13 protein-coding genes, 1 tRNA gene and 2 pseudogenes are annotated in these 10,945 nt (G+C 59.6%); 2 read left to right on the forward strand and 14 right to left on the reverse strand.

Annotation, left to right across the window (positions count from 1 at the left end; genetic code table 11):
• Positions 1–90 precede the first annotated feature (90 nt).
• From LOC54_RS12370 to LOC54_RS09655, 9 genes and pseudogenes are all read right to left on the reverse strand, one after another.
• Positions 91–417 (reverse strand): annotated as a pseudogene (locus tag LOC54_RS12370) (hypothetical protein); the annotation flags it as partial.
• A gap of 50 nt (positions 418–467) precedes the next feature.
• The gene (locus tag LOC54_RS09620) at positions 468–836 is read right to left on the reverse strand and encodes a transposase (protein WP_279313600.1); all 369 of its coding nucleotides are present in this window, start codon (positions 834–836) and stop codon (positions 468–470) included.
• Between the two features lie 735 nt (positions 837–1,571).
• Positions 1,572–1,645 (reverse strand) — tRNA-Pro (locus LOC54_RS09625).
• Between the two features lie 209 nt (positions 1,646–1,854).
• Positions 1,855–2,121, reverse strand: a pseudogene (locus LOC54_RS09630) (MerR family transcriptional regulator); the annotation flags it as partial.
• Positions 2,118–2,432 (reverse strand): integration host factor subunit alpha, encoded by a 315-nt coding sequence (locus LOC54_RS09635; protein WP_279313601.1) that lies wholly within the window; start codon positions 2,430–2,432, stop codon positions 2,118–2,120. The pseudogene LOC54_RS09630 and the gene LOC54_RS09635, both read right to left, overlap by 4 nt.
• Before the next feature lie 54 nt (positions 2,433–2,486).
• On the reverse strand, positions 2,487–3,455 hold the full coding sequence (locus tag LOC54_RS09640; RefSeq protein ID WP_408740334.1) for a beta-ketoacyl-ACP synthase III: 969 nt from the start codon (positions 3,453–3,455) through the stop codon (positions 2,487–2,489).
• A 69-nt stretch (positions 3,456–3,524) separates the two neighbouring features.
• The gene (gene plsX / locus LOC54_RS09645; protein WP_279313603.1) at positions 3,525–4,637 is read right to left on the reverse strand and encodes a phosphate acyltransferase PlsX; all 1,113 of its coding nucleotides are present in this window, start codon (positions 4,635–4,637) and stop codon (positions 3,525–3,527) included.
• Between the two features lie 64 nt (positions 4,638–4,701).
• Complete coding sequence (gene rpmF, locus LOC54_RS09650; RefSeq protein ID WP_279313604.1) at positions 4,702–4,905, reverse strand: 50S ribosomal protein L32; 204 nt, start codon at positions 4,903–4,905, stop codon at positions 4,702–4,704.
• A 133-nt stretch (positions 4,906–5,038) separates the two neighbouring features.
• Positions 5,039–5,581, reverse strand: coding sequence for a DUF177 domain-containing protein (locus LOC54_RS09655; protein WP_279313605.1), 543 nt, complete (start codon positions 5,579–5,581; stop codon positions 5,039–5,041).
• A gap of 152 nt (positions 5,582–5,733) precedes the next feature.
• On the opposite strand from LOC54_RS09655, the gene LOC54_RS09660 reads away from it, so the two are divergent.
• The gene (locus LOC54_RS09660) at positions 5,734–6,321 is read left to right on the forward strand and encodes an outer membrane protein assembly factor BamE (RefSeq protein WP_408740335.1); all 588 of its coding nucleotides are present in this window, start codon (positions 5,734–5,736) and stop codon (positions 6,319–6,321) included.
• Between the two features lie 33 nt (positions 6,322–6,354).
• Here LOC54_RS09660 and LOC54_RS09665 read toward each other — a convergent pair whose 3' ends face one another.
• Genes LOC54_RS09665 through def form a run of 5 tightly spaced genes read right to left on the reverse strand, consistent with a single transcriptional unit; the run spans position 6,355 to position 10,157 of the window.
• Entirely contained in the window at positions 6,355–7,716 is a 1,362-nt protein-coding gene (locus LOC54_RS09665) for an ATP-binding protein (protein WP_279313606.1), read from the reverse strand.
• The gene (locus LOC54_RS09670) at positions 7,713–8,432 is read right to left on the reverse strand and encodes a response regulator (protein WP_279313607.1); all 720 of its coding nucleotides are present in this window, start codon (positions 8,430–8,432) and stop codon (positions 7,713–7,715) included. The genes LOC54_RS09665 and LOC54_RS09670 overlap by 4 nt, the downstream gene beginning before the upstream one ends.
• A 5-nt stretch (positions 8,433–8,437) precedes the next feature.
• Positions 8,438–8,944 carry a MarR family winged helix-turn-helix transcriptional regulator gene (locus LOC54_RS09675; RefSeq protein WP_279313608.1) on the reverse strand — a complete coding sequence of 169 codons (507 nt, stop codon included), beginning with the start codon at positions 8,942–8,944 and terminating at the stop codon, positions 8,438–8,440.
• Complete coding sequence (locus LOC54_RS09680) at positions 8,941–9,603, reverse strand: rpsU-divergently transcribed protein (protein ID WP_279313609.1); 663 nt, start codon at positions 9,601–9,603, stop codon at positions 8,941–8,943. The genes LOC54_RS09675 and LOC54_RS09680 overlap by 4 nt, the downstream gene beginning before the upstream one ends.
• A complete protein-coding gene (def, locus tag LOC54_RS09685) occupies positions 9,600–10,157 on the reverse strand; it encodes a peptide deformylase (RefSeq protein WP_279313610.1) in 558 nt (185 codons plus the stop codon). Before def ends, LOC54_RS09680 begins: the two co-directional genes overlap by 4 nt.
• Before the next feature lie 182 nt (positions 10,158–10,339).
• Between def and rpsU the strand changes: the two genes are divergently transcribed.
• Positions 10,340–10,543 (forward strand): 30S ribosomal protein S21, encoded by a 204-nt coding sequence (rpsU, locus tag LOC54_RS09690; protein ID WP_146887076.1) that lies wholly within the window; start codon positions 10,340–10,342, stop codon positions 10,541–10,543.
• The last annotated feature ends 402 nt before the right edge of the window (positions 10,544–10,945 follow it).

The following is a 10,945-nucleotide window of genomic DNA, read 5'->3' on the forward strand; positions in this document are numbered from 1 at the left end:
CGTCCCCATTCCCAACTGGATGGCAGGACACCGGATCAGATCGCCAGACAAGTGTCTCGGGGGCATGCCCCCGAGACACTTGTCATCCCATCAACCCCAAGCCATAAAAAACGGGAACTCTCCTTTTGAGTGGATACAAAAAAGGGGGCACGTCACCACCCGTCGCCGGTCTTTGAGCTTTGCGAACATGTTTCCGATCAGGTGGCGCTTTTTATACAGATGCCAGTTGTAAGGCGGCTTTGATGTCCGGTGCTTCCCCGGCGGAATACAGACGGTGATATTGTGTTCTGCGAGCAACAACCTGATCCGGTTGCTGTCATAGCCTCTGTCCCCGATAACCTCTTCTGTTTCATCGGGAGGGTCTGCCGGAAGTACATCTGCTCCCTTGAAGTCACTGACCTGACCGGCCGTCAGATGAAGACGGACAGGTCAGCCCTGAGCATCGCACACGGCATGAAGTTTTGGGTTCAGGCTGCCTCTGGTTCGCCCGATATGGCGGGGAAAAGCCCCTTTCTGAGCCGAGACGCTGACGTCCGGTGCACCTTGAGATGTGTCGCATCGATCATCAGACGCTTCGAACGACCAGCCTGTTCTGTCAGGGCGACAAATATCCTGTCAGAGACACCCGGGCGGCTCCACCGGATGAAGCGATCGTATAACGTCCTGTGCAGATCATACGCTTTCGGAGCGTCTTTCCACTGAAGACCGTGACGGATGACATAAAAGATCCTGCTCAGGACACGACGGTCATCCACACACGGAACCACATGTGCCGGTGGGAAAAACGTCTCAGTCCGCTTCATCCGGCTCTCAGACAGAAAAAACACGTCACTCACAACCTCAACCTCCGTGGGTAAGTCCGTGAATCACAACACACCGCTCAGCCCAATAAATTAATAGAGCATGAGCCTATATAAAAAGTGAAACCTGATCGAAAATACGTTCGCAAAACTCATGGACTGGCGGCGTGTCCTCACCAGATGTGGCTTCTGTGCTCATGCCCGCAATCCACATTACCGTAAGTGTCATCTGCTATCTTAAAAAATAAATCCGGAGCTCGGTGTGCTTTCCTGAAAACTCACATCTTTATACGAAAATTCCTGCAGACCAACCGATAAACATGAAATATCATTCCCAACAGGGAGAGGCTCCCATCCATAGGAAAGACGCTTCTCACTGGCACCATTCATATATCCGGATAAATTTCCCTGCTCCACCATAAGCCTGTGAATATAACTGCGGCTCACACCAAGTAATTTCGCAATTTTCCTTACAGACATATTGGATTTTTTATATTCCTTGATTCCCTTTATACATCTGTCACGACATTCATCACTGGATTTTCTGACCAAATATCTCTCGCGCAATAATAGATTTTATCATGGGATTCCAGGAGCAGTATCAATGCCCGGGAGAAGCCTGAAATAGCTGTCCCCCTACCCATTCGCGAGCAGACATTTCGCCGGTAAGATGTCCCTCGCCTGCGAAGTCTGATGATAATAATGATCAGGGAAAATCAGTGATCGGAGGAGGGACATAAATCGCCCTCAGGGTCACAAAATGTCAGAATATCGGGCAGGCGGGATTCGAACCCACGACCCCCAGTCCCCCAGACTGATGCGCTACCAGGCTGCGCTACTGCCCGTTACCTGACTGCCGCGTGTTTAGCAGCGACAAGGCTCGCGGGCAAGAGAAACACGTATTTTATTCTGAAAGACTGCTTCTCAGACGACGAAGCTCCATCTGAATAATCTCAAGCTGATCCGCCATATCCAGGACAGCCGCGTCCTTCTCTCTCACAGGAGCCTGACTCAGGACGTCAGCCCCACGCTGAGGCTCGGAAATCTCACCACTGAGAATCTGCTGTACACCCCGGACCGTATAACCCTGTGTATACAACAGTTCGGAAATACGTCTCAGAAGGTCAACATCCTCAGGACGATAATATCTGCGCCCTCCGCCACGCTTGACAGGCCTGACCTGCTCAAAACGCCCTTCCCAGAACCTGAGAACGTGCTGAGGGACATGCAGCTCCTCAGCAACCTCGCTGATTGTACGGAAAGCAAGAGGCCCCTTTTTCCGCCTCTCATCATCAGACTCATACGACTCCACAGCTGTCAGCCTTCCTCCGCCTCTTCATGCCCGAGGCTGTCATTCGCTCGTGCACGAAGAATCTGACTCGAACGAAATATCAGAACTGACCGCGGTAAAATGGGAATTTCCACACCGGTTTTCGGATTGCGGCCTGCACGCTGCCCCTTACGGCGCACCATAAACGTACCGAACCCGCTGAGTTTAACCGGTTCCCCCTGCTCAAGAGCCATCGAAATCTCCTCCAGCACGGCATCAAGGAGATCAGCGGACTCACTGCGCGACAATCCGACCTGAAGATGGATTCGTTCCGCCAGTGTTGCTCGGGTCACAGTGCTCATATGCACATGATGAAGCAGACCTTAAGGAGTCGTCAATTCATCTGCGAATGAGACTTACATCCTGACGAGCGCAGACCCCCAGGTCAGACCACCGCCCAGAGCCTCCATCAGTACCAGATCCCCCGACCTGATACGCCCGTCCCGACGCGCCTCATCCAGCGCCAAAGGAATGGAAGCCGCAGAGGTATTCGCATGACGATCAACCGTCACGACCACCTGCTCCATCGACATCTGCAGCTTCTTCGCAACACCCTCGATAATCCGGATGTTCGCCTGATGAGGCACCAGCCAGGAAACATCTTGGTAGCCAAGCCCGACGCTCTCAAGAACCTCATCCACGGACGACGCAAGCTTCGAGACCGCATGACGGAACACTTCCCGACCGTTCATACGCAGATAACCACTATGCTCCCGCAGACCGACAGCGCCGTCCACGTAAAGAATATCGCCGACCGACCCGTCCGCATGCAGATGCGTGGCCAGTATCCCCCGCTCCGCCTCTCCTGGCTCGGACGCACGCAGAACCACAGCACCCGCACCGTCACCGAACAGCACGGACGTCGTCCTGTCCTCCCAGTCGAGAATCCGCGAATATACCTCGCTGCCGATCACCAGAGCCCCACGCGCACTGCCCGCCCGGATCAGACCATCAGCAACCGACAGGGCATAGATAAATCCTGAACAGGCTGCAGACACGTCAAAACCATATCCTCCGGTAGTCCCGAGTTCCCCCAGAACCCGCACGGCCACGGAAGGAAACGCTTGGTCCGGAGTGGATGTCCCGACAATCACCAGATCAATCGCGGAGGCATCAAGCCCTGCATCCGCAAGAGCATTTCTGGCAGCCTCAACCGCCATGCTCACACAGGTCTCACCGTTATCCGCAACATGACGCTGGCAAATTCCCGTCCGCGTCCGGATCCACTCATCAGATGTATCAACCCGGGATGACAGCTCATCGTTCGTCACCACCCGCGCAGGCAGATATTTACCTGATCCAACCAGAAGTGAGCGTCGTGACATCGTCATCATCCTGTTCCCGGCATGGCGCAGACCACCAGCCCGATATAGCCGCGTCGCAAGCCCGGCACCTTATGAGGCGCGGAGCGTCTCCTGCTCGTCGTCAGAAACAACCTCATCCCGCCTGTGAGTCAGAGACCCCATCCGGGAAAGGCGCTCACGCATGCTCTCATTAAATCCGTGGGTCACCATATCGAGGGCTACATCGACCGCAGAGGCAAACCCCGTCGAATCCGTCCCCCCGTGTGACTTCACAACCACTCCGTTAAGACCGACAAACACGGCACCGTTGTACCGCCGCGGATCAAGCCACTCACGCATCCGGTTCAGCGCAGGGCGCACAAGCAGATAGGCAATCTTTCCGGCAAAGCTGCTGCGAAATACCTGGCGGAAGAGCGAGGACGCCATCCGCAGAACGCCTTCACCCGTCTTAAGAGCCACGTTCCCCGAAAACCCGTCCGTCACAACCACATCGGTCGTACCAGCCGTGATGTCATCCCCCTCGACAAAGCCATAAAACTGCTTCGCCAGAGGACTCTCACGCAGGACCTCAGCCGCCTGACGCAGCTTCTCATCCCCCTTCAGCTCTTCCGAACCGATATTCAGAAGGCCGATCGTAGGGGAAGGAAGACCAAGAACGGACTTGGCAAACGCCTCGCCCATAACGGCAAATTCAACCAGATTACGCCAGTCGCAGGCGACATTCGCCCCCAGATCCAGCATCACGGTGTCGCCCTTCATGGTCGGGCTGATCGCCGCCATGGCAGGCCGCGAAATACCCGGCATGGTCCGGATCACAACCTTCGCCAGCGCTAGCATGGCTCCGCTGTTTCCGGCAGACACAACACCGTGAGCATGCCCGTGCGCCACCTCTTCCATGGCAACACGCATCGACGAATCACGCAGGCGCAGAGCCGCCGTCGGCTTCATATCCATTGGAACCGCAGCCGCCGTATGCCGCACGGTGCAGATCACCGCAGCCTTCGGATATTTCGCCAGAGCACGCGTCAGCTTCGCGCTGTCTCCGAGAAGAAGAATCCGGACCCCCGGATGACGGTCCGCCGCGATATCAAGCCCGGCAACAACCATCTCCGGACCACCATCGCCGCCCATTCCGTCAACAGCGAGCGTAAACACGTCTTCATCCGACGCGGAACCGGCACCGGGCAGGGGAGTTACGTTCATCCAATGCTTCCGTCATGCTGCCCCGGCTGCGCCTGCCGGCGGGAAACCGGACCGCCGGACCGGATCAGGCCCGGACAGCGACCTTCAGAGCCTTTCCGGCAGCAATCACCTCACGACCGTCATAATGACCGCAGTGGCTGCAGACGTGATGCGGACGCTTGAGCTCACCGCAGTTACCGCACTCGGCGTAGGCCGGAGCGCTCAGGGCTTCATGGCTGCGACGCATGCCACGACGGGACGGGGAGGTTTTCTTCTTAGGTACAGCCATCGAACCGTGTCCTTACAGGATATCGGGTGTTCCCGGAGACCGTCTGTAAGTCTGGCCCCCGGCTGAATATCATTTGAGGGGGCGCGTCTAACAGAACGTTGCCGCTTTCGCAAGTTCGCGAACGGAAAACCCTCTACTCTTTTCCCTTCAGCCGCGCCAGAGAGGCAAAGGGATGAGGGGCTCTGTCCTGCTGATCTGTCTCGTCCGTCTCATCACCGGAGACGCCCTCCGGCAGTGCCGCACCGGGACTGCGCGGATAGGGATCAAGAATCAGCCCGAGCTGCTCCGACGCGATTTCCCCGAGATCAATGCTGTCCCCCGAAAACGGTATGACATCGCTCTCCGCATCCGGATCCTCGAAATCCTCAGGCCGCACCGCATCCTCCGGCACCAGACGCAGGCTGAACCTCTCGACGATCACATCCCCGAACGGCTCCAGCGTCACCACACAGCGCTGCACGACACGCGCCGACAGAGAACACTCCGCCTCAATCTCATGCCTTACCCCGGGCCGGAGAATAAACCGGCAGGAGAAAGACCGGATGCCCTCCAGATCAAATCTGGCCGCCAGAGCCGCACACTCCTCCGCGGAGGCCTCCACCGTCATATCCATCCCGTGACGCACCGCCCGGACGGCCATGATTTTCCTGGAAAATTCCGCCGTATGCTGAACCATGATCCGTGTCGCTCCCTCATGCAGCCCGTAAAACCAGCCGCATCCCTCTATACATAAGGAATTGACAGCGCGGCAGGGATAAGGCACGCGGAAACATCATTCCGCTGCGGATTTGCGCAGACGGTCCCACGCAGGACAGCAAGATCATACTCATGCCCACACGTGCGAACGCCGCAATCCGCCTCAGCCCGAACAGAACCCGCCGACTGCGCACCCTGTGCCTCGCCGGAGGGGTGATGCTGCTCACCTCCGGATGCAGCGTCTTCCGGGCCACCGAAATGCCGCGCGGCTCCCTGATCGAGGCAGAGGACTATAAACAGCTGCAGCCCGGCGTCAGCAATCGCGCCGATGCCGTGGATCTCCTCGGGTCCCCGACCACGAAAGCCACGTTCGACGACAACACCTGGATCTACATCTCCATGGTGACCGTTCCCGTCCCCGCCAGCTTTCCGGGCATCAAGAAGCAGCAGGTCGTCGTCCTGAACTTCGATGAAGGCGGAACCCTGCGGTCCATGCGCACCCTGAATAAAAAAGACAGGAAAAACGTGGGTATGCGCGGGGATATCACCCCGACTCCGGGCACGAAAATCAACGTGATCCAGGAAATCCTGGGCAATGTCGGACGCTATAACCCGATGCAGAACATGATGGGTAACGGCGGAAGCTTCGGCGGCGCGACCGGCCCGATGGGCAGCAATAACGGACCCGGCCACGGCGGCGCCGGCAACACGCTGCCCTGATTTCCGAAGCCGTCCCGGGCGTCAGCACGGCGCTCAGGACGGCAGGGTGATCCTGACCCGCAATCCGCCATGCGGGCTCTCTTCCAGATGCACGTCACCGCCATGCGCGCGGATGATATCGCGCACGATCGTAAGCCCCAGACCGGCTCCCCCGTCCTGCCCCTTCTCAAAAGCACGGAACACCATGTCGCGCGCCTCCGGTGCAATCCCCGGGCCATTATCATCCACGATAATCACGACATTCCCGCCATCACGCGCCGCGGAAAACCAGACCGAAGCCCCGTGCCGCCGGGCATTCTCAGCCAGATTTCCCAGAACACGACGCAGGGCATCGATCCGGACCTGCAGCGTCAGCCCGGGCAGGCAATACACTCCGAGGATACTGACGCCTGCCCGATGAGCCGCCAGAGCCGATTCCTCAAGCAGCCACTGCACATCCACAACGGATGGCATTTCCGCCCCCTCCCCCCGGGCAAAGGACAGATAGCCCTCGATCATCCGCTCCATCTCGGCAACGTCCGCCTCCATGTCAGAGATATCCTCCCGAAGACTCTCCCCGCTCACCTCGCCCGCCTGCGGCAGCATCGCCAGAGACAGGCGCAGACGTGTCAGAGGCGTCCGCAGATCATGGGACACACCGGCCAGAACCGCCGTCCTCTGCCGGACAAACCGGGAAATCCGCTCCTGCATCCGATTGAACGCCACCGCCGCAAGACGCACCTCACGCGCGCCCTCCGGCCGGATCGGCCCCGTATCACGCCCCAGCCCGAACTGCTCCGCCGCCCGGGACAGCCGCCGGATCGCCTTGACCTGATTGCGCATGACAGCCCCGGCAATCGCAAACAGCAGCAGGGAGCTGCCCAGCCCCCAGGCGACGAAAAGCCAGATCTGCCCCACATCCAGCCTTTTGCGCGGGGCCCCCACCTCAAGAATACCGTCACCGAGCTGAATCGAGATCAGAACGGTGTGCGTATCCTTCATCCAGTCGATAAAATAGGGAAAACCGATCTGACTCTGAATCGCCCGCTCAAGATCCTCATCCATCGGACCGAGCACATGAGTGGAGCCCTGCCTCAGCAGCCGGACCTTCGGCTCCCACACCATCGCAAGCTGCGTATGCCGCCGCGCCTCCGACAGAATCCACGCCCTGTCATCCGGATGCCTGTACCGCTCAAGAAGGGAAATCGTCCAGGTAATATCCCCCACAACGCCGTCAGAAAGACGCCGAGACACCACATGCAGCGAATTGCCGTAATAAATCTCCAGCGCGATCCCTTCCGTGATCACCAGCGGAAGCAGAACGATCAGCAGGGACCGCCCGAGCAGAGACCGCGGCAGGAATCGCCTGAACCACCGGCGGCGGCGCTCCGGAAAAGGCCGCTCAGCCTCCATCATACCCCCGGCTTGAGCACATACCCCCGCCCGCGCACCGTATGCAGAAACCTCGGCTCCTTCGGATCCGCCTCAATCCTCCGGCGCAGACGCGTCACCTGAACATCAACCGCACGCTCGCCGATCTCCGCCATATCCAGCTCCGCTGCAATCTCCTCGCGCGCCAGAATCTCATTCGGACGACGCGACATCACCGATAAAAGCGCGGATTCTCCCCCCGTCAGATGCACAACGCCTCCGGGACCACTCAGAATCCCCCGCCCCGGATCAAACTCCAGCGGCCCCAGACGCACGATTCTCAACGCATCCGAAGGCGGCGACGGCGCAAGACGCCGGAGATGCGACCGCAGGCGCAGAACCAGCTCCCTCGGCTCAAACGGCTTGCCAAGATAATCATCCGCACCGGCCTCCAGCCCCTGAATACGATCAGAGGCCTCCCCCCGCGCCGTCAGCAGGAGAATCGGAATATCAATCCCCTGCTCCCGCAGCCCCCGCGTCAGCTCCATGCCGTTCTCACCCGGCATGGTCACATCCACCACCATCGCATCCGGTATCATAAAGCCCAGCACACGCCGCGCCTCCGCCGCATCCGCCGCCGCCGTCACACGAAAGCCGCTCTCCGTCAGATAACGCCGGAGCAGACGCCGCAGACGCTCATCATCGTCCACAACCAGAACGTGAACACCATCAAGCCCGTCCTCAGGCATCACACCGCTCATTCCCATCACGCTCCTCCCCGCTCCGCCAGAAGAGCCTCACTCTCCTGTGTCAGAAGCCCCGACAGAACCCGCCGGAAACCCGACACAGCCTCACCACCGGCCTCACGATACGCCGCCACCAGCCGCCCGCGCTGACAGATGAACAGCCGCTCCTCCGCAGACCGGCCGGCTTCCGTCAGAAACAGAAGACGCTGACGCCGGTCCGCACGACCGGCCCTCTGCTCCGCAAACCCCCGACCCAGAAGATCGGACAGACTACGCGCAAGACTCTGCTTGCTGATCCCCAGAAGCTCCCGCAGCCGGCCGACCGTCATTCCGGGCGACAGCGCCAGAGCCTGCAGAACACGATACTGCGCCCGCCCCAGACCAATCTCTTCCAGAAGCGGCGCCACACTGCGCGCCATATCCCGCTCCGCCAGAAAAAGAAGCTGCTGGGCCGTCCGGATCTGCGTCTCTCTGAGAAAAAGCAGTCCCGCCTCATCCGCAGCCTCACGCCGGTCACGAACGGTCATCCGGCGCGAACCGCACGTCCGGGAAAAAATCCCGCAACTCTCGATTTCAGGCGCCCGAAAGACAGCACAAGCCGCAGCCCGTCATCCAGACACTGCTCAACAGCCGCACGATCTCCCCCCCTGGCAGACAGCCAGAACAGAAATACGGATGTGTAGACAGATCCGAGCGACACCCGCTTGGTCACCCAGGTCACACCCTGCGCCTCGTCTCCGGCAGCCTGCCAGATCGCATTCACGGTCCGCGCCGTAATCCGCGCCACGACTCCCGCAGCCCCGTGCGCAACCAGAACGGACAGAGCCTTACGCTCCGCCAGACGCACGGACGCATCATCCGGCAGACGCGCCAGCACGGCCGCCCTGACCAGACGGCTCAGCCGCGTCTCCCCGGATACCTCCATCCGCAGCCGCATATCCCGGTCCAGCAGATCCGCCCAGGCCTCCGCCATCTCAGCCTCTCCGCCAGGGAACAGCAGATCGGCATCCGGACCCGCAACCTGCCGCAGCACAGCCACGGACCAGTCCGCGCCCTCTCCGGCGGCCCGGGCCAGAGCACGCAGCGCCACATCACGTGCCTCAGACCGTTTCGGGCCGGACGATGACAGCATGGTCATCGCCAGCATCCCGGCCCCTGCGGCCATTCCTCTCAGATCCGATATCATCCCCGCTCTCCTCCGGCGTCCTGCCCTTTAAAAGGAGGAAACCGCATGGCCTCCTCGTCAAACGCCAGAAGGCGCAGATCCGTCATCCTCATCGGATAGAGAATCCCGTCCAGGTGATCCATCTCATGCTGCATGACATTCGCCCGAAAACCGGATGCCACCCCCTCAATGCGCTGCCCCGACCGGTCACAGCCCGCATATCTGATCCGCTCATATCGCGGAACCCACCCCTGAAGACCCGTAATCGACAGACATCCCTCCCGCCGGAGCACCATCCCGTCACCCTGCGGCGTAATCTCCGGATTGATCAGAACCTGCATCTCCGCAGACGGATCCTCCGCCCCCTCACTGCGGGACGCCGGAACACGCCAAACGAACATCCGCAGACTGCGATACACCTGAGGCGCAGCCAGCCCCGCTCCCGAAGCGTCCGCAACTGTCTCGAGCATGTCATCAATCAGACGCTGAATCTCCGGCGAGGATATGTCCTCAACACGAGCAGCCCGCTCATACAGAACCGGATGCCCCATGCGCGCTATCTTCAGGATCGCCATTCCACGCCATTCCCCGCATTACAAAAACGAAAACAGTTTGCCTTCGCCTCGCCAGTCATGCTAGGGAGCGCGCCTGATTAAATCTGTTTTCCGGAGTCCCGGACCGGTTCTGCGGTCGCTCCGGGGAGACAGAAACAAGAAAACCTCCGGGACCACCCGAAGGAGCAGGAGTTTACAGTCAAGTGCAGGTTCTCGTCCGCGATAACAATGTCGATCAGGCTCTGAAAGCGCTCAAGAAAAAGATGCAGCGTGAAGGTCTGTTCCGGGAAATGAAGCTTCGTCGTCACTACGAGAAGCCCTCCGAGCGCCGTGCGCGCGAAGCCGCAGAGGCTGTCCGCCGCGCCCGCAAGATGGAGCGCAAGCGTCTGGAGCGCGAGGGTTTCTGATCCTCCCCACGCGGAATGCAAAAAACCCCCTCTCCGGAGGGGTTTTTTTATGGCTGTTATATTTATTGCGGACGCAGGCCACTCCCGATGATCCGCCCGGGACTCCTGAAGCAGTCTCAGACTCGGCACACCGGATAATCTGAAGGGCTTTCAGGAAACAGACCGCTGGGCAAAGACCGTCCCCCGGCAGATATATCCGCAGACGGCGTCACTGCCTGGAAAATACGGCGGCCTCCGGAAAGACCGCCGTCCCCGATCATCCCATCGCAGGCATGGAGAACTCGGCACCGGTCCTGATCCCCTCAGGCCAGCGGCTCGTCACCGCCTTACGTCGTGTCGTCAGTTAAGCAGTATGATGATTGAAGCGAACTGCACTGCTGCGAGGAAAGTAGATTTGAGTTT

The sequence above is a fragment of the Acetobacter sp. AN02 genome, from assembly GCF_029759835.1.
Lineage (GTDB): Bacteria > Pseudomonadota > Alphaproteobacteria > Acetobacterales > Acetobacteraceae > Acetobacter.

Excerpts from the sequence above, each read along its gene's own strand:
- LOC54_RS09670 (WP_279313607.1), bottom strand. The coding sequence starts at position 8,432 with ATGAGCGGTGTGATGCCTGAGGACGGGCTTGATGGTGTTCACGTTCTG.
- rpmF (WP_279313604.1), bottom strand. The coding sequence starts at position 4,905 with ATGGCTGTACCTAAGAAGAAAACCTCCCCGTCCCGTCGTGGCATGCGT.
- LOC54_RS09665 (WP_279313606.1), bottom strand. The coding sequence starts at position 7,716 with ATGATGGAGGCTGAGCGGCCTTTTCCGGAGCGCCGCCGCCGGTGGTTC.
- LOC54_RS09675 (WP_279313608.1), bottom strand. The coding sequence starts at position 8,944 with ATGACCGTTCGTGACCGGCGTGAGGCTGCGGATGAGGCGGGACTGCTT.
- plsX (WP_279313603.1), bottom strand. The coding sequence starts at position 4,637 with ATGAACGTAACTCCCCTGCCCGGTGCCGGTTCCGCGTCGGATGAAGAC.
- LOC54_RS09660 (WP_408740335.1), top strand. The coding sequence starts at position 5,734 with ATGCCCACACGTGCGAACGCCGCAATCCGCCTCAGCCCGAACAGAACC.
- LOC54_RS09635 (WP_279313601.1), bottom strand. The coding sequence starts at position 2,432 with ATGAGCACTGTGACCCGAGCAACACTGGCGGAACGAATCCATCTTCAG.
- def (WP_279313610.1), bottom strand. The coding sequence starts at position 10,157 with ATGGCGATCCTGAAGATAGCGCGCATGGGGCATCCGGTTCTGTATGAG.
- LOC54_RS09655 (WP_279313605.1), bottom strand. The coding sequence starts at position 5,581 with ATGGTTCAGCATACGGCGGAATTTTCCAGGAAAATCATGGCCGTCCGG.
- LOC54_RS09640 (WP_408740334.1), bottom strand. The coding sequence starts at position 3,455 with ATGTCACGACGCTCACTTCTGGTTGGATCAGGTAAATATCTGCCTGCG.
- LOC54_RS09680 (WP_279313609.1), bottom strand. The coding sequence starts at position 9,603 with ATGATATCGGATCTGAGAGGAATGGCCGCAGGGGCCGGGATGCTGGCG.